General features: G+C 72.6%; 15 protein-coding genes. 4 read left to right on the top strand and 11 right to left on the bottom strand.

Annotated features, from left to right (window positions below):
- Positions 1–7: 7 nt before the first annotated feature.
- Together ABTY62_RS26185 and bldG are read right to left on the bottom strand one after the other, a co-directional pair.
- A complete protein-coding gene (locus ABTY62_RS26185; RefSeq protein WP_311727075.1) occupies positions 8–442 on the bottom strand; it encodes an ATP-binding protein in 435 nt (144 codons plus the stop codon).
- Between the two features lie 86 nt (positions 443–528).
- A complete protein-coding gene (bldG, locus tag ABTY62_RS26180) occupies positions 529–870 on the bottom strand; it encodes an anti-sigma factor antagonist BldG (RefSeq protein ID WP_144382955.1) in 342 nt (113 codons plus the stop codon).
- Between the two features lie 54 nt (positions 871–924).
- Between bldG and ABTY62_RS26175 the strand changes: the two genes are divergently transcribed.
- Positions 925–3,393, top strand: coding sequence for a DEAD/DEAH box helicase (locus ABTY62_RS26175; protein WP_352131864.1), 2,469 nt, complete (start codon positions 925–927; stop codon positions 3,391–3,393).
- An 80-nt stretch (positions 3,394–3,473) separates the two neighbouring features.
- Here ABTY62_RS26175 and ABTY62_RS26170 read toward each other — a convergent pair whose 3' ends face one another.
- From ABTY62_RS26170 to ssd, 7 genes are all read right to left on the bottom strand, one after another.
- A complete protein-coding gene (locus tag ABTY62_RS26170; RefSeq protein WP_352131863.1) occupies positions 3,474–3,836 on the bottom strand; it encodes an Rv3654c family TadE-like protein in 363 nt (120 codons plus the stop codon).
- Positions 3,833–4,291 carry a TadE family type IV pilus minor pilin gene (locus tag ABTY62_RS26165; protein WP_352131862.1) on the bottom strand — a complete coding sequence of 153 codons (459 nt, stop codon included), beginning with the start codon at positions 4,289–4,291 and terminating at the stop codon, positions 3,833–3,835. The genes ABTY62_RS26170 and ABTY62_RS26165 overlap by 4 nt, the downstream gene beginning before the upstream one ends.
- Positions 4,278–4,475: a DUF4244 domain-containing protein gene (locus ABTY62_RS26160; RefSeq protein ID WP_311727071.1), complete on the bottom strand. Its 198-nt coding sequence runs from the start codon at positions 4,473–4,475 to the stop codon at positions 4,278–4,280. The genes ABTY62_RS26165 and ABTY62_RS26160 overlap by 14 nt, the downstream gene beginning before the upstream one ends.
- Positions 4,476–4,617: 142 nt before the next feature.
- A complete protein-coding gene (locus ABTY62_RS26155) occupies positions 4,618–5,427 on the bottom strand; it encodes a type II secretion system F family protein (protein WP_352131861.1) in 810 nt (269 codons plus the stop codon).
- Complete coding sequence (locus ABTY62_RS26150; protein WP_352131860.1) at positions 5,417–6,346, bottom strand: type II secretion system F family protein; 930 nt, start codon at positions 6,344–6,346, stop codon at positions 5,417–5,419. The genes ABTY62_RS26155 and ABTY62_RS26150 overlap by 11 nt, the downstream gene beginning before the upstream one ends.
- Positions 6,343–7,539 (bottom strand): TadA family conjugal transfer-associated ATPase, encoded by a 1,197-nt coding sequence (locus tag ABTY62_RS26145; RefSeq protein WP_352131859.1) that lies wholly within the window; start codon positions 7,537–7,539, stop codon positions 6,343–6,345. The genes ABTY62_RS26150 and ABTY62_RS26145 overlap by 4 nt, the downstream gene beginning before the upstream one ends.
- Complete coding sequence (ssd, locus tag ABTY62_RS26140; RefSeq protein ID WP_352131858.1) at positions 7,536–8,648, bottom strand: septum site-determining protein Ssd; 1,113 nt, start codon at positions 8,646–8,648, stop codon at positions 7,536–7,538. Before ssd ends, ABTY62_RS26145 begins: the two co-directional genes overlap by 4 nt.
- 455 nt (positions 8,649–9,103) lie before the next feature.
- On the opposite strand from ssd, the gene ABTY62_RS26135 reads away from it, so the two are divergent.
- Positions 9,104–9,940 (top strand): HAD family hydrolase, encoded by an 837-nt coding sequence (locus ABTY62_RS26135; protein WP_311727223.1) that lies wholly within the window; start codon positions 9,104–9,106, stop codon positions 9,938–9,940.
- Positions 9,941–10,286: 346 nt separating this feature from the next.
- Here ABTY62_RS26135 and ABTY62_RS26130 read toward each other — a convergent pair whose 3' ends face one another.
- Complete coding sequence (locus ABTY62_RS26130; RefSeq protein ID WP_352131857.1) at positions 10,287–11,108, bottom strand: Fic family protein; 822 nt, start codon at positions 11,106–11,108, stop codon at positions 10,287–10,289.
- A gap of 110 nt (positions 11,109–11,218) precedes the next feature.
- On the opposite strand from ABTY62_RS26130, the gene ABTY62_RS26125 reads away from it, so the two are divergent.
- The gene (locus ABTY62_RS26125; RefSeq protein ID WP_352131856.1) at positions 11,219–12,223 is read left to right on the top strand and encodes an ATP-binding protein; all 1,005 of its coding nucleotides are present in this window, start codon (positions 11,219–11,221) and stop codon (positions 12,221–12,223) included.
- Here ABTY62_RS26125 and ABTY62_RS26120 read toward each other — a convergent pair.
- Positions 12,204–13,457, bottom strand: a complete 1,254-nt coding sequence (locus ABTY62_RS26120) for a polysaccharide deacetylase family protein (protein WP_352131970.1) — start codon at positions 13,455–13,457, stop codon at positions 12,204–12,206. The two genes, ABTY62_RS26125 and ABTY62_RS26120, sit on opposite strands and share 20 nt — an antisense overlap.
- 348 nt (positions 13,458–13,805) lie before the next feature.
- Here ABTY62_RS26120 and ABTY62_RS26115 point away from each other — a divergent pair, with 348 nt between their 5' ends.
- Positions 13,806–16,310 carry a bifunctional SulP family inorganic anion transporter/carbonic anhydrase gene (locus ABTY62_RS26115; RefSeq protein WP_352131855.1) on the top strand — a complete coding sequence of 835 codons (2,505 nt, stop codon included), beginning with the start codon at positions 13,806–13,808 and terminating at the stop codon, positions 16,308–16,310.
- The last annotated feature ends 76 nt before the right edge of the window (positions 16,311–16,386 follow it).

Raw genomic sequence — 16,386 nt, 5'->3', positions numbered from 1 at the left:
CGTCGGGCTACGGCAGCACGGACTGAGGGGCGGTCGGCCAGCTCATCCGGATCCGGCCGCCGGTCTCGCTCGTCGACACCTCGACGTCGTCGACCAGCCCGCTGATGACCGCGAGCCCCATTTCGTCCTCGCCCTCGGCCGCCGGCTCCTCGTCCACATCGGGATGGGAGCCGGGAGCGAGCCCGGCGGAGGTCGGCGACTCGTCGCCGACCTCGATGGAGAACTTCTTCTCCTCGTCGGTCAGCACCACCCGCACCGGGGCCTCCACCCCGTTGCTCAGGTGCAGCCCGACCGCGCGCGTGCACGCCTCACCGACGGCGAGCCTCACCTCGTCGAGCACGGCCTCGTCCACACCGGCCCGGCGCGCCACTGCCGCCGCCACCAGGCGTGCGGTTCTGACGTGCTCGGGCAGCGCGCTGAAGCGGAGTTCGACGGTGGCCATGCCATCCCCCTCGGGCGTGTGGGCGTGCATCTCAGGGGGCCGGGCGCATCCGCCCGGTGCCCCCTCGTTCTTCCGATGGTGACTGATCAGTCAGTCGCCGCAACGGCGTCCTCGACCGAGGTGTGGATCGGGAACACCTTGGTCAGGCCGGTGATTCGGAAGATCTTGAGAATGCGCTCCTGGTTGCAGACCAGGCGCAGCGAGCCCTCGTGGGCTCGCACTCGCTTGAGCCCGCCGACGAGCACGCCGAGCCCGGTGGAGTCGAGAAAGTCGACGCCCTCCATGTCGACGACCAGGTGGTAGTTGCCGTCGTTGACAAGCTCGACCAGCTGCTCGCGCAGCTTGGGCGCGGTGTATACATCAATCTCGCCACCGACCTCGACGACCGTGCGGTCGCCAACGGTCCGGGTCGACAGGGACAGGTCCACGGATCCTCCAGCACCTTGCATCGAGCGGTCGCCCCCCATGGATCGGCAGCCGCGATGGCATTCAATCACTTACCAGCAGGCGCGCACGACGCCTTGAGCCCATTGTCCGTCAGACCAGTGACAGACTCGGTGTCGATGGCCCACAACCAACTCCCGCGGAACGCGGGCATACGCACCTCACCCCGGACCGTCCTAGGGCGGCTCACCACTGGGGCGGGCCGGGCTGCGCGCATCACTCATACGGAGCACTTGCCCCCGCGTATCGGGACCCATGCCGATTGGCCTCGCCAGATCCGGCCGGAAGTCGTCGCCGCCATCCGGGCCGCGGGCATCGAGCGCCCCTGGGCCCACCAGGCGCGTACGGCCGAACACGCGCTGCGGGGCGAATCGGTGGTCGTCGCCACCGGCACCGCGTCGGGAAAGTCCCTGGCCTATCTGGCCCCCGTCCTCAGCACCCTCCTGGACGGCTCCGAGGAGCCCAACGGCAGGGGCGCGACCGCCCTGTATCTGGCGCCCACCAAGGCCCTGGCCGCCGACCAGCGGCGCGCCGTGGCCGATCTCGCCGCGCCGCTGGGCACCGGCGTCCGCGCGGCGGTGTACGACGGGGACACCCCGGTCGAGGAGCGCGAGTGGGTCCGCCAGTACGCGAACTATGTGCTCACCAACCCCGACATGCTGCACCGCGGCATCCTGCCCGGGCACCCCAGGTGGTCCTCCTATCTGCGCGCGCTGCGCTATGTCGTCATCGACGAGTGCCACACCTACCGGGGCGTATTCGGCTCCCATGTGGCCCAGGTGCTGCGCAGACTGCGCCGGGTCTGCGCCCGCTACGGCTCCTCGCCCGTCTTCCTGCTCGCCTCCGCGACCGCCGCCGAACCGGCCGTCGCGGCGACCCGGCTGACCGGGCTGCCCGTGATGGAGATCACTGACGATTCCTCGCCCCGGGGCGAGGTGGTCTTCGCCCTGTGGGAGCCGCCGCTGACCGAGCTGCACGGCGAGCAGGGCGCCCCGGTCCGCCGCACCGCCACGGCGGAGTCCGCCGACCTGCTCACCGACCTGGCCGTCCAGGGCGTCCGTACGGTCGCCTTCGTACGCTCCCGGCGCGGCGCCGAGCTCATCGCCCTGATCGCCCAGGAGCGGCTCGCCGAGGTCGACCGGTCGCTGGCGGGCAGGGTCGCCGCCTACCGGGGCGGCTATCTCCCCGAGGAGCGCCGCGCCCTGGAGCGCGCCCTGCACTCCGGGGACCTCCTCGGGCTCGCCGCCACCACCGCCCTGGAGCTGGGGATGGACGTGGCCGGGCTGGACGCCGTCGTCCTCGCCGGCTATCCGGGCACCCGCGCCTCGCTGTGGCAGCAGGCGGGGCGGGCCGGGCGCAGCGGGCAGGGCGCGCTGGCCATCCTGGTCGCCCGGGACGATCCGCTGGACACCTATCTCGTCCACCACCCGGAAGCCCTCTTCCGGCAGCCGGTCGAGTCCACCGTGCTGGACCCGGACAACCCTTACGTCCTCGCGCCCCACCTCTGCGCGGCCGCCGCCGAGCTGCCGCTCACCGAAGCGGACCTGGAACTCTTCGGCCCCGCCGCCGAGGAACTGATGCCGCAGTTGGAGCAGCGCAGGCTGCTCCGCCGCCGGGCCACCGCCTGGCACTGGACCCGCCGTGAGCGCGCCGCCGACCTCACCGACATCCGCGGCGAGGGCGGGCGGCCGGTGCAGATCGTGGAGGCGGCGACGGGACGGCTGCTGGGCACCGTGGACGCCTCAGCCGCCCACGCCACCGTCCACGAGGGCGCCGTCCACCTCCACCAGGGCCGGAGCTATCTCGTCGGACAGCTCGACCTCGAGGACTCGGTCGCGCTCGTGGAGGAGGCCAGCCCGCCGTATTCGACCACCGCCCGCGACACCACGGCGATCTCCATACTGGAGACCACCACCGAGGTCCCCTGGGGCGACGCGCGGCTGTGCTTCGGCTCGGTCGAGGTCACCAACCAGGTCGTCTCCTTTCTGCGCCGCAAGCTGATCACCGGTGAGGTGCTGGGCGAGTCCAGGCTCGACCTCCCGCCCCGCACGCTGCGCACCCGGGCCGTGTGGTGGACGGTCACCGACGACCAGCTCGAGGACGCCCGCGTCGCCCCCGAGGCCCTCGGCGGCGCCCTGCACGCGGCCGAGCACGCCTCCATCGGCATGCTGCCGCTGTTCGCGACCTGCGACCGCTGGGACATCGGCGGGGTCTCCGTCCCGCTCCACCCCGACACCCTCCTTCCGACCGTGTTCGTCTACGACGGGCACCCCGGCGGAGCGGGCTTCGCCGAGCGCGCCTTCCACACCGCGGCCCGCTGGCTCACGGCCACCCGCGAGGCGATCGCCGCCTGCGAGTGCGATTCCGGCTGCCCGTCCTGCATCCAGTCCCCCAAGTGCGGCAACGGCAACGACCCGCTCGACAAGAAGGCCGCCATCCGCCTCCTGAGCACCCTCCTCGCCAAGGCGCCGCCCCAGCCGGCCGACACCGACGACGCTCCCGTCTGACGACGCGCAGGGCCTGCTGCCGGCCCGCTCCGGCCGCCCCCGTACGCGCAGCCGCCGCTGGACGCCTGTGGGGGCGTATGTCACCGGGCCTGGGGCCGCCCGGCAGGGTCGACGGGTCCGGCGCGGGACCGCACCTCGGGGGCGAACGGCCCGGCGCGCGCCTCCACCCTTAGATCGGCGATCGCACCGGTCAGGGCGCACCTCACCACACGGGCGCCCTGTGCGGCGGCCACCCGCCGGGCGAGACGGCACGCCGTCTCGGGCCCCTCCAGCCCATGGTCCGCCGCCGCGAGCGCCGCCAGGTCCGCTGCCGCGCCCGCCCGGTGGCGGGCCACCATGACCTGCCCGGCCGCGAGTACGGCCGCGAACACGGCACACAGCGCGGTGGCGGCCAGGGCGGTCCACACCGTCGCCGACCCGCGGTCTCCCCCAGCCCGTCTCATGGCCCCGCCTCCCCCACGCCGGTGGACGCCCCGCCTCCGCCGGGCACCGTCTCACCCCGGCCCACCGATTCCTCGGCGAGGGCGACCGCCTCGCCGCGCAGGCGCACCGCCAGCGGGCCGGGCCCGGGCGCGCGGGCCTCGACCCGCACCCGCACCAGGTCGCCCTCCCGCCGCAGCTCGACCCGGGCCCCACGCGGGGCGGCCGACCGGGCGGCGGCCAGCGCGGCCGCCCGCGGCTCGGACCGCGCGGCGGCGCGCGCCCCCGCCCTCGCCGCGTCCACGCACCGCATCTGCCCGGACGCGGCCATCAGACCCCAGATCAGCATCAGGGCGAACAACCCCAGCACCGGCAGCACGACGGCCGTCTCCGCCGTGACAAACCCCCGGTCGCCCGGTCCGACCGGGCCGCGCCGCCCGCTCGGACCGGACCGGCCGGTGGCCTCAGAACTGCGCATCGAGCGCCTTCCCGATCACCGACCGCAGCGCGTCGTCGACCGCCCCGCCGGTCACCACCTTGTACAGAACCGCGGCGAAGGCACACGCCACGATCGTCCCCATCGCGTACTCGGCGGTCGCCATCCCCGCATCCGCCCGTGCCTTGGCCGCCGCGTACCGCCGCAGACACCACCGCATCACCATTTCGGCCTCCCCGACCTGTGCTGAGTCCCGTGCTTCCGGCCGTCGCGTTCCCGACGGCCGTGCTTCCGTGTCCGTGCTTGCGTTGCCGCGCTCGCGTTTCCGTGCGTGCCTCGCTTTCGTGCTCGCACCCCTCTCGTCCGCCTCATCCACCGCCCGCCAGGGCGCCCGCGAGCCCGAGCATCACCGGCGCCACCCCGATCAGCAGGAACGCGGGCAGAAAGCAGGCCCCCAGCGGGGCGGTGGCCAGGATGCTCGCGTGCTGCACCCGTTTGTCCGCCTGTCTCCCTTGCTCGGCCCGGCAGTCGGCGGCGAGCCGGGACATCGGCTCCACTGCCGGGGCGCCCGTCGTTCCGGCGTGCTCCAGGGCGCGCGCCAGACCGCGCGCCCCGGGCAGAGCTCCCATGCGCCCCCAGGCGGCAGCCGGTTCGCCCCCGAGCCGGAGCTCTGCCGCGGCCTGGGAGAGCCGCTCGCCGATCGGGCCGCCGAGCGACCGCCCCACCGCCTCCGCCGCCTTGCGCGGCCCCGCTCCGGCCGCCAGACAGGCGGTGAGCAGATCGGCTGCCAGCGGAAGCTGACGCACCACGCCTTCCCCGGCCCGCTTGCCCGACCGCCCGCCATCTCCGGCCCGGCGGTGCCGCTGCCATCGCCTCGCCCCATAGCCCGCAGCGAGCCCCAGCGCGCAGCCCAGCACGCCCCCGACCAGGACGAGGCAGACGAGCAGGGCACCGGCGGCCGAGGCCCAGCCCCGTATCGCGTCGGACGCGCCGTACGCCCGCCATCTCTCCCGCAGCCCCGGACGCCGCACCGCCTCGTGAGGCTCCGGCAGCAGCGCCGCGAGCCGCCGCCGAGCGGTCCGGACCCGGCGGGCCTCGGCCACCGCTTCCACCGCCGAGACGGTGGCGGCCGCGAAGGCCGTCGCGATCCACAGGCTGTGGACGACGTCAGCCCGCATGACCCCGGCGTCCTCCCTGACCGGCCGCCGTCCGGATCACCCGCGCCGTCCAGGCGAACCCGGCCCACTCCAGCAGCCCGCCCACCAGCAGGCAGGCCAGCCCGGCCGGGGTGTGCAGCAGCACATGCAGCGGGTCCGCTCCCAGCCCGGCGCCCATCCCCAGCCCGAAGGCGGGCAGCAGCATCAGGAGGACGGCCGTCGCCCTGGGACCAGCCAGCTTGGCGCGCAGATGCTGCCGATGGTCCCGCTCGGCCCGCAGGGCCGCCGCGACCCGGTCGAGGCCCGCCGCGAGGCCCGCCCCCTCGTCGACCGCGACCTGCCAGCAGGCCGCGACTCCGGTGAGCCCCTCCGCACCAGGCGCCCGGGCCGCCCCGCGCAGCGCCTCGGGCACATCGCCGCCGAACCGCGCCGCCGCGGAGACCAGGCCCCAACGCTCCCCGATGGGCCCCGGGGGCACGGCCAACAGCGCCTCGACCGGCTGCCGCCCGGCGCGCAGCTCGCCCGCCACCACCCCGCACAGCTCGATCACCGCGGCGGCCCGCCGCTCCCGCTCCCGGTCGTGCGTGCGCGCCCGCCGCCACCGGCCGACGACCGGCACGGCCGCGGCCCCGGCCAGCAGCGGCAGCGCCGAATCGCCCACCAGCGCCAGCACGCATCCCACCGGCAGGCACAGCAGCTCACGCCCCATCCGCCCGCCGTAGGCGGTCCACCATCGCTCCCGGAGCCCGGCCACCGTCTCGGCCAGCCGACGCCGCGGAGCCCGTCTTGCGGGGCCGACGGCTCCGGCGCCCGCGAACAGCAGCCTGGCCCGCCGCAGATCTTGGTCCCACCCGGAGATCAGCCAGGCCGCCGCGCCCGCGCACAGCACGGCCGCGTACAGCGGCAACGTCGTCTCCGGGGGCGCCCCACCGCCGCTCATACCGCACCCCCACCGCGTACGCACAGCCGCTCGAGCCGCTCCCAGCCCGCCGCCTTCCCGAAGCCCTCGGGGGTCCACACCGCGGCCGGGACGGTCGTGACATAGCCCGCCCGATCCCGGCCGAGGACATGCAGCTCGGCGACCCTGCGCCGCCCGCCGCGGTCCCGCACCAGATGGACCACGACCGATACCGCGGCCGCCAACTGGCTGTGCAGCGCGGCCCGGTCGAGACCGGCCGTCGATCCCAGCGCCTCCAGCCGGGCCGGGACATCCGCCGCGGTGTTGGCGTGCACCGTGCCGCACCCGCCCTCGTGCCCGGTGTTGAGGGCGCCGAGGAGGTCGGTGACCTCGGGGCCGCGCACCTCTCCGACCACCAGCCGGTCCGGACGCATCCGCAGCGCCTGGCGCACCAGATCCCGCAGCGTGACCTGGCCTCTGCCCTCCTGATTGGCAGGCCGGGTCTCCAGCCGGACCACATGCGGATGGTTTGGCCTGAGCTCCGCGGAGTCCTCGGCGAGGACGATCCGCTCGTCCCGCCCGACGAGCCCCAGCAGTGTGCTCAGGAGCGTCGTCTTGCCCGAGCCCGTGCCACCGCTGATGAGGAACGACAGCCTGGCGTCCAGCATCGCCCGCAGCAGCTGCCGGCCGCCTGGCGGCACCGTCCCCGCCGCCACCAGCTCCTCCAGCGAGAACGCCCGGGGCCGCACCACGCGCAGCGACAGACAGGTGGATCCGACGGCCACCGGAGGCAGCACCGCGTGCAGCCGTGTGCCGTCCGGCAGCCGGGCGTCCACCCACGGCCTGGCATCGTCCAGCCGGCGACCCGCCACGGCGGCCAGGCGCTGGGCGAGCCTGCGCACCGCGGCCGCGTCGGTGAACGCGACATCCGTCCGCTCCAGTCCGGCTCCGCGGTCCACCCACACCTCATCGGGGGCGGTGACCAGCACATCCGTGACATCGGCGGCGGCGAGCAGCGGCTCCAGCGGCCCGGTGCCGACCAGTTCGGAGCGCAGGGCCGCGACGACGCCCAGGACCTCCGTGTCGCCGAGCAGCCGCCCCTCCTCGCGCAGGGCCGCAGCCACCCGCGCGGGCGTCGGCTCCGCCCCGCTGCGCGCCAGCCGCAGCCGCACCGCGTCCAGCAGCTCCGGCGACTCGACGCCCATGCCACCGCGCTCACTCCAACCGGCGCTCATGCCCCGCCCCCTCGCTGCTCCGCGCCGGCCAGGACCCGCGCCCAGAACTCGGCGCAGAACCGGGCGAGCGGCCCACGGGGGCTGCCGCCCGGTGGCTCCCCGCCGTCCAGCGCTTCCGGCAGCCCGGGCTCCGGCGGCAGCTCACCGGCCAGCGGCAGATCCAGCAGCCGGGCGATCTCCTCGTCGTCGAGCCCCGGGCCGCACGGTCCGCGCACCACCGCGCGCAGATCCCGCAGCACCATGCCCACCGTCGATGCCACGCGGTGGGCGGCGGCCACGGCCCGCAGCTCGGCGGGCACCACCAGCAGGCCCAGATCCAGCTGGGCGAGGGCCTCGGCCACCGTGTCGTCCACCCGCCGCGGCAGATCCACCACCACGACCCCGCCGCGCCGCCGTGCGGCCGAGAGCACGGCCCGCATCGCGGACGGCGCGATGCCCACCGATTGGCCGCGGTCCCAGCTGAGCACCCGCAAGGAGTGCAGCTCGGGGAGCGATTCCTCCAGCGCGCCCCCGGCGACCCGGCCACGCGATTCGGAGAAGGCAGGCCATCTCAGCCCCTCCGCACCCTCGCCGCCCAACAGCACGTCCAAGCCGCCGCCCAGCGGGTCTGCGTCGATGAGCATGGTGCGCCGCCCCGCGCGGGCGGCGGTGACCGCCAGGGCGCAGGCGAGGGTGCTGGCCCCCGCGCCGCCGCGCCCGCCGACGACCCCGATCGTGAAGGCCTGGCGGCCGACGCCCTCGGCCACATCGGCGATGCGGTCCACCAGCCAGGTCTCGGCATCGGGCAGAAACGCCACATTGTCCGCACCGAGGTCGACCGCCCGCCGCCAGATGTCGTGGTCGTCGAGGTCCCGCCCGATGAGCAGCACCCCTTCCCTGCGGGTGGTGCCGCGCAGCCGGGCTGCGGCGTCGTCACCGACAAGAATCAGCGGGGCGCTTTCCCAACTGCCCCGGCGCGTGGGCGCGCCATGCACCACTTCGGGCTCGGCCCCCGCCGCCGCGCACAGCCGCAACAAGTCGTCGAGAAGCTCCTCGTCCTCCGTGACGATCAGCGGTCTGCGCTGTCGTCCATCCGCCGCCGGTTGTTTCGCTGTGATGGATCCAGCCACGATCCCCTCCCCCATCTCGTTACGCGCTCTCACTCCCGCGAACGATGAGCGCGAACACCGCGGAGAATCAGCGTCCGGCGATCCAGGAAATCTTGGGGATCTTGGTCCAAAACTGTGGACAACTCATCAGTTGTGAATATCCCAGTCACCTAAACCAGTGACTTCCGGAGAGCAGTCTTGCGATTACGGACAGTCACGGATCAGGCTGGTGACACGAAGGGCGCGGGCAGAGGCCCGAGAGGGGGAAATGATCAGATGAGAAGACGGAAAATGCGTCCGGACATGCGACGACCCCCGCCGGGGGGGAGAGCGGGGGTCGTCCCCACGGCCGACTCGGGGGGGGAGGAGTCGGACCGGGTTAGCACGGTCGCGAACGATCCGTGACTTCCATGGTGTACCCGAGAGCCTTCTCAGGCAAACCCACGCGCCTGAGCTTACGCCGAATGGTGGGCCCTATGCTCGGCGTCGTGGAAAACCACTCGTTGCCTCGGACAGCCGCCTTCTTTGACCTGGACAAGACGGTCATTGCGAAGTCGAGCGCGCTCACCTTCAGCAAGTCCTTCTACCAAGGTGGGCTGATCAACCGCCGCGCCGTACTGCGTACCGCATATGCGCAGTTCGTCTTCCTCGCCGGCGGCGCCGATCACGAGCAGATGGAACGGATGCGGGAGTATCTCTCGGCGCTGTGCCGGGGATGGAACGTCCAGCAGGTGCGGGAGATCGTCGCCGAGACCCTGCATGACCTCATCGACCCGATCATCTATGACGAGGCCGCCTCGCTCATCGAGGAACACCACGCCGCAGGCCGCGATGTGGTGATTGTCAGCACATCGGGCGCCGAGGTCGTCGAGCCGATCGGCGAGCTGCTGGGCGCGGATCGCGTCGTGGCCACCCGCCTGGTCGTGGAGAACGGGGTGTTCACCGGCGAGGTGGAGTACTACGCATACGGGCCGACCAAGGCGGAGGCGATCGCGGAGCTGGCCGAGTCCGAAGGCTATGACCTCTCCCGCTGCTATGCCTATAGCGACTCGGCCACCGACCTGCCGATGCTGGAATCCGTCGGCCATCCACACGCGGTCAATCCGGACCGCGCCCTGCGGCGCGAGGCCGCGGCCCGCGGCTGGCCGGTTCTCTCCTTCAACAGGCCGGTGCGGCTGAAGCAGCGAGTGCCCTCCCTCTCCATGCCGCCGCGTCCGGTGCTGGCGCTGGCGGCTGCGGTGGGCGCGGCAGCGGCTACCGCGGGGCTGGTGTGGTACGCGAGTCGACGCCGCGCACCGTATGCCCGCGTTTGAAGCCAATCGCAAAGAACTGCGATGAAAGCTTCCGCTTGGCCGGGCACAGGAGTAGAAAGGAATCGAAGGCCCGCGAGACCAGGGGCATCCGGAGGATTCCCCCCAGACGCACCAAGGCCCACGGACCAAGCATGAATACCGGGCACCCACGCGACGCCGACCCGTCGATTACGGGCCAGCCGCACCAGGTGACGGGCGAAGATCCCGACCTGATGGGCAAATTTTCGTGCACGCATGGTAACCCGGTGGACGTGCCAGCGGCGGTACCGAACTCGGTGCCGCCGCAACCATGTCCGGGCCCGTTCGCGGCGGCCCGGCCGCGCCCGAGTGGGTCGAGTGACCGGACTCAGGCGGCGCCGCGCTGCAAGGCCTCGCAGACCGCCGTGCTCTCACGGGCCCCCAACTCCACCGCCCGCCCGCAGTGCGCGATCCACGCGGCCATACCCTCCGGCGTCCCGGAGGCATAGCCGTCCAGCGCCGCGGCATACGCCGCGCCCCCCAGCTCCGCATGTCCGACCTCCGCCGGACAGATGGACTTCGGGTCAAGCCCGCTTCCCACCAACACGATCCGCTCCGCCGCGCGGGCCACCAGACCGTTGTGGGTACCAAAGGGCCGCAGGGCCAACAGTTCGCCGTGCACCACCGCCGCCGTCACCAGCGCCGGGGCACCGCTCCCCGCGATGAGCAACTGCGCCAACCCGTCCAGCCGCCCCGCCATCTCACCGGCGTCCGGCAGCGCCAGCTCGATCAGCGGCTCCTCGACCGGCTCACCGGCCAGCCGTGGCCGCCCCACCGAATCGGCCACCTCTGTTCCCCCGGCCGCCACCAGATGCAGCCGGGCCAGCACCCGCAGCGGCGACTGCCGCCACACACTCAACAGCTGTCCCGCCTCGGCGGTCAGCCGCAGCGCCGCCCCCACCGTGCGCGGCTCGCCCTCCGATCCGAAGTCGCTGCGGCGCCGCACCTCCTCCAGCGCCCAATCGGCCCCGGCCAGGGCAGCGGAGCCACGCGCTCCGCGCAGGGCCGCCTCGGATGTGACCTCATTGCTGCGGCGGCGCATCACCCGGTGGCCGTAGATCCGGTCCACCGCCTTGCGTACGGCTTCCACAGAGTCGGCGACGCCGGGAAGCGCGACCAGAGCGGCGAGCGGATCTGCTGTCGTACTCATGGGTACGACCCTACGCACCCATCGGCTTCCACGGCCGCCGCCCCTCGTTGGAGTGGTCTTCTTCACCGTTACCGCCATCCGGGACGATCACTCACCTACGCTAGGTGAACATGAAGATCGCTTTCGTGGGCAAGGGCGGCAGCGGCAAGACCACGCTGTCCTCGCTGTTCATCCGCCATCTCGCCGCCACCGGCGCCCCCGTCATGGCCGTCGACGCGGACATCAACCAGCATCTCGGCACGGCCCTCGGCCTGGACGAGCCGGAGGCGGCCGAGCTGCCCGCCATGGGCGCCCGCCTCCCCCTGATCAAGGACTATCTGCGCGGCACGAACCCCCGCATCTCCGGGGCCGACACGATGATCAAGACGACTCCGCCGGGCGAGGGTTCGCGGCTCCTGCGGATCGACGAGGACAACCCGGTGTACGCGGCCTGCGCCCGGACGGTCGGGCTCGACGGCGGGCAGGTGCGTCTGATGGTGACCGGCCCCTTCACCGAGTCCGATCTCGGTGTCGCCTGTTACCACTCCAAGGTCGGCGCGATCGAGCTGTGCCTGAACCATCTGGTCGACGGCCGGGACGAGTTCGTCGTCGTCGACATGACCGCCGGCAGCGACTCCTTCGCCTCGGGCCTCTTCACCCGCTTCGACATGACGTTCCTGGTCGCCGAGCCCACCCGCAAGGGCATCGCCGTCTACCGCCAGTACAAGGAGTACGCCGCCGACTTCGACGTGGTGCTGCGCGTGGTCGGCAACAAGGTGCAGGGCCCGGACGACCTGGCCTTCCTACGCGCCGAGGTGGGCGAGGACCTGCTGGCCACGGTCGGCCACTCGGACTGGGTGCGGGCCATGGAAAAGGGCCGCCCAGCGCGCTTCGACGAGTTGGAGGAGGTCAACCGCCGCGCGCTGCGGACGCTGCACGAGGCGGTGGACGCGACCTACGAGCGGCGGGACTGGCAGCGGTACACCCGCCAGATGGTGCACTTCCATCTGAAGAACGCCCAGAGCTGGGGCAACGAGAAGACGGGCGCCGACCTGGCCGCCCAGGTCGACCCCGCCTTCGTCCTGGACGAATCCGTCCGGACCGAGCGGCCGGCGGCTACTCCCGCTCCCGCTTAGCGGGCATGGCCGAGTGGGTGGAGGCCGGCTCGGCGGTGAAGAACTTCGCCCAGCCGCCCTTCGGCCGCTCCCCGACGTCCAGTCCGCGCAGCCGGCGCAGCACCCCGGGGCCCTGCGCGTCCAGCCAGTCGGCCAGTTGTTTGAAGGGAACACAGCGCACGCCCTTGCGCGGGCAGATCTTCTTGATGGTGTCCTCGACGGCGCGCATATACGTTCCGCCGTTCCAGGACTCGAAGTGGTTGCCGATGAACAGCGGTGCGCGGTTGCCGTCGTACGCCCGGTCGAAGGCGGCGAACAGCCCGTCTCGCATCTGTCTGCCCCACGCCGCGCGCTTGGAGGGGTCGCCCTTGGTCGTGCCGGACTGGTTGGCGAGGAAGTTGTAGTCCATCGACAGGGTCTCGTAGGAGCGGCCGGGCACGGGGATCTCCTGTAGCGGGAAGTCCCAGATCCCGTGGATCTTCTTCGGCCAGACCTGACGGCCGCCCACGGAGCTGGCGTCGTAGCGGAATCCCAACTTCTTGGCCGCCTTGATCAGGTTCTTCTGCCCCTCCAGGCAGGGGGCACGGCCGCCCACGAGCTCCTTGCCGTAGTCGAAGGGCAGCGGTTCGCCGCCCCGCAGGCCGGTGTTGGTCTTCCAGTGCTGGACGAACGACACGGCCTGCCGGGTCTCGTCGATCCACTCTCCGGGGCTCCAGGTGCCCACCCCGTCGTCCGGGCCGCAGAAGTGCCCGTTGAAGTGGGTGCCGATCTCATTGCCCTCCCGCCAGGCGGCGCCGAGTTGCTCGACGGTGTCCTTGACGCCCTTGACGTCGTTGAAGCCGATCGACGAGGCGCCGCGCGAGTGTCTCGGCGGGTCGTACTTGTCGCGCTTCTCGGCGGGCAGCATGTAGACGCCGCTGAGGAAGTACGTCATCTTCGCGTCGTACTTCTTGCCGACCGCGCGGAAGCGGGAGAAGAGCTTCTGGCCGTCCTGGCCCGCGCCGTCCCAGGAAAAGACGACGAACTGCGGTGGCTTCTCGCCCGGTTTGAGCCGCCGGGGTCTGAGCTGCCCTGGCTGTGGCCCGGTGTCGGACATCGATCCGTCCCCGATGAGTTTCCCCGCCCGCTTGGGGTGGTTCGGCGCCGCCGGTCCGTTCCGCTGCGCGTCGCGATCCGAACCAGGCCCGCCCGGGCTGCCTGGGCGCTGTGGGTCCGATCCCCCTGTGCAGTTGGCCACCGCGGCCAGCGCGGCCATCACGGCGAACCATGCAGTGACGTTTCTTCTGGCTCTCACGCCGCCACCTCGTCTCTCTCGTCGCCCCGCGTCGCGGGAGCTCGAACCCAGAGCCAAGCTCGCACGGAACGACGAAAAGACAGAGGATGACAAGCCATCTTAAATGACTATTCACCCGTTAGATGGAATATCGAGCAGGTTAGCCCGAAAAAGCTTCTCGTGGACTTTACTCGGCATTACGATTCATTTACCAATGCTTGGTAGTCCTTGCCGGGCTTGGCATCCAGACCGCAGGCAGCCAAACCGCAGTACGCCGTGACCCACGGCCGTGTATTCGTACGCGGCCGCGAAGCCCCGGAGGAGACGGGAATGTCGCAACTCTTGAACCGGATCGGCGGGGTCTCCTGTCGACGGGACCTTTCCGCCTCGATCGTCGTCTTCCTGATCGCGATCCCGCTCTCCCTCGGGATCGCGCTGGCCACGGGCGCCCCGTTGCAGGCCGGGCTGGTCTCCGCCGTCGTGGGCGGGATCGTGGCCGGGCTGCTCGGGGGCGCCCCGCTCCAGGTCAGCGGGGCCGCGACCGGCCTGGTCGTGGTCACCGCCGATCTGGTGCAGCGCTACGGCTGGCGCACCACCTGCGCGATCACCGTGCTCGCCGGCGCGGCGCAACTGGCCCTCGGCGCTCTGCGGGTGGCCCGGGCGACGCTCGCGATCAGCCCGGCCATCGTGCACGGGATGCTCGCGGGCATCGGCGTCGTGATCGCGGTCGGCCAGCTGCATGTGGTGCTCGGCGACAGCCCCGACAGCTCGGTGATCGACAATATCGCCGCGCTGCCCACGGAACTGAGCCATCCGCACCCGGCCGCCCTGCTGGTGGGCGCGATCACCGTCGGAGTGCTCGCGGTGTGGCCGTGGCTGCCGGGGAGAGCTGGGCGGATCGCGCGGGCCGTACCGGCGGCGCTCGTCGCCGTCGTGGCGGCCACCACGGTGAGCGCCGGCATGTCCCTGCCGCGTGTCGACCTGCCGTCCTGGGAGCTCCCGGCGCTGCCCGGCCTCCCGGAGGGGCCGGTGCTCGGTCTGGTCGCCGCAGTACTGACGGTCACTCTGGTCGCCAGCATGGAATCGCTGCTGTCCGCCGTCGCCGTCGACCGGCTCCATACCGCGAGCCCCGGCCGGCGGCCGGCAAACAGGCGGGCGGAAAACCCGTCGGCGGAGGAGCGGGTAGCGGTGCCGGACAAACGGCCCGTTCGGCTGGACCGCGAGCTGGTCGGGCAGGGCGCCGCCAATCTGGTCTCCGGCCTGCTGGGCGGGCTGCCGATCGCCGGAGGCGCGATCCGGGGCTCGGCCAATGTCCGGGCCGGTGCCGTGACCCGGCGGTCCACGGTGCTGCACGGCGCATGGGTGGCGCTGTGCGCCGGGCTGCTCGCCGGGGTGCTGGAGCTGATTCCGCTCGCAGCGCTCGCCGCGCTGGTCATGGTCGTCGGCGTGAAGATGGTCAGCTTCGCGCACATCAAGAACGTCCAGCGGAACCGGGAGTTCCCGGTGTACGCGGCCACGCTGGGCGGCGTCGTTCTGCTGGGCGTGTTGCAGGGGGCGGCGGTCGGGATCGTCGTCGCGGTCTTCACCGCGCTGCGCCGGCTGACCCATACCCGGATCACCGTGGTCGAGGAGGCCGGGCTGCACCGAGTGCGGGTGAGCGGGCAGCTGACGTTCCTGGCGGTGCCCCGGCTCAGCCGGGCCCTGGCGCAGCTGCCCGCCGGGGCGAGCGTGGTGGTGGAGCTGGGCGGCTGGTTCATGGACCACGCCGCGTATGACGCATTGCAGTCCTGGGCCGAGGGGCACCGGGCGCGCGGCGGCTGGGTCAGGCTCGGCGGCCGGTCGGGGCGGCCGATCGCCGAACCGGCCAGCGCCCATGCCTGCCGCCCGTGGACTCCCTGGCGCAACCATCACTGCACCCGCCCCGCCCCGGCGGCCGTGCGGAGCGGCGGGGAGCAGTTGGCCGGCGGGGAGCAGCTGCTCGGCGGGGTGAGCGCCTTCCAGCGGAACACCGCGCCGCTGGTGCGGGAGGAGCTGGCGCGGCTCGCGCGGGAGGGGCAGCGGCCCACTCAGCTCTTCCTGACCTGTGCCGACTCCCGGCTGGTGACCAGCATGATCACCTCCAGCGGGCCCGGTGATCTGTTCACCGTGCGCAATGTGGGCAATCTGGTGCCGCCACCCGGCGGCGGACCGGCCTGTGACTCGGTGGGCGCGGCGATCGAGTACGCGGTGGAGGTGCTGAAGGTCGGCAGCATCACGGTGTGCGGCCACTCGGGGTGCGGGGCGATGCAGGCCCTGCTCGGCTCGGCGGTGCCCGCACCGTCGGCCGGAGAGGCTCCATCCGCTGGAGAGGCACCGTCCGGTGGAGAGACGCCGTCCGCGGCGCAGACGCCGCTCGCGCGGTGGCTGCGCCACGGCCGACCGAGCCTGGCTCGTATGGAGCGGATCGGGCGGCTGGGGCGCGGCGAGGTGGCGCTGGGCAACAGGCCGGTGGCCGACGAGCTGGAGCGGCTGGCGCTGGTCAATGTGGTGCAGCAGCTCGACCATCTGATGTCCCACGGCTGTGTGGCGCGTCGGGTGGCGGAGGGCGCGCTGGTGCTCCACGGCATGTACTTCCATGTGGGGGAGGCTCAGGCGTATGTGCTGGAGTCGGGGGGATCGGGCAGGTTTTCGGCTGTGCGGCCGGACCACGGCGCGGCGGCGGCCGCCGCCTGTGCGAGCAGCAGAGCCTCTGCCGACACGGGCGGCGCGGGCGGCATGTTCCGGTCTCGTGCGGAGGACGGGCTCCGATCCGGGGCAGGAGGCGGCTCCCGGTCCGGGGCCTTGGGCCTTATGTGATTACAGGTCTAAACCAATTTTTGCCAACCACCCTTGTCAGGGTGCACCGCGGGCTGATGAGCTATGGCCTGGGACA

This window comes from Streptomyces sp. NPDC097640 (assembly GCF_040302705.1).
GTDB lineage: Bacteria > Actinomycetota > Actinomycetes > Streptomycetales > Streptomycetaceae > Streptomyces.
The sequence above is the reverse complement of the archived record's forward strand: the minus strand, read 5'-3'. Positions and strand labels throughout refer to the sequence as shown.

Bases quoted from the DNA above. Each gene is read 5' to 3' on its own strand.
- ABTY62_RS26185 (WP_311727075.1), bottom strand. From the start codon at position 442: ATGGCCACCGTCGAACTCCGCTTCAGCGCGCTGCCCGAGCACGTCAGA.
- ABTY62_RS26175 (WP_352131864.1), top strand. From the start codon at position 925: ATGGCATTCAATCACTTACCAGCAGGCGCGCACGACGCCTTGAGCCCA.
- ABTY62_RS26170 (WP_352131863.1), bottom strand. From the start codon at position 3,836: ATGAGACGGGCTGGGGGAGACCGCGGGTCGGCGACGGTGTGGACCGCC.
- ABTY62_RS26165 (WP_352131862.1), bottom strand. From the start codon at position 4,291: ATGCGCAGTTCTGAGGCCACCGGCCGGTCCGGTCCGAGCGGGCGGCGC.
- ABTY62_RS26160 (WP_311727071.1), bottom strand. From the start codon at position 4,475: ATGGTGATGCGGTGGTGTCTGCGGCGGTACGCGGCGGCCAAGGCACGG.
- ABTY62_RS26155 (WP_352131861.1), bottom strand. From the start codon at position 5,427: ATGCGGGCTGACGTCGTCCACAGCCTGTGGATCGCGACGGCCTTCGCG.
- ABTY62_RS26150 (WP_352131860.1), bottom strand. From the start codon at position 6,346: ATGAGCGGCGGTGGGGCGCCCCCGGAGACGACGTTGCCGCTGTACGCG.
- ABTY62_RS26145 (WP_352131859.1), bottom strand. From the start codon at position 7,539: ATGAGCGCCGGTTGGAGTGAGCGCGGTGGCATGGGCGTCGAGTCGCCG.
- ABTY62_RS26135 (WP_311727223.1), top strand. From the start codon at position 9,104: ATGCTCGGCGTCGTGGAAAACCACTCGTTGCCTCGGACAGCCGCCTTC.
- ABTY62_RS26130 (WP_352131857.1), bottom strand. From the start codon at position 11,108: ATGAGTACGACAGCAGATCCGCTCGCCGCTCTGGTCGCGCTTCCCGGC.
- ABTY62_RS26125 (WP_352131856.1), top strand. From the start codon at position 11,219: ATGAAGATCGCTTTCGTGGGCAAGGGCGGCAGCGGCAAGACCACGCTG.
- ABTY62_RS26120 (WP_352131970.1), bottom strand. From the start codon at position 13,457: ATGGCCGCGCTGGCCGCGGTGGCCAACTGCACAGGGGGATCGGACCCA.
- ABTY62_RS26115 (WP_352131855.1), top strand. From the start codon at position 13,806: ATGTCGCAACTCTTGAACCGGATCGGCGGGGTCTCCTGTCGACGGGAC.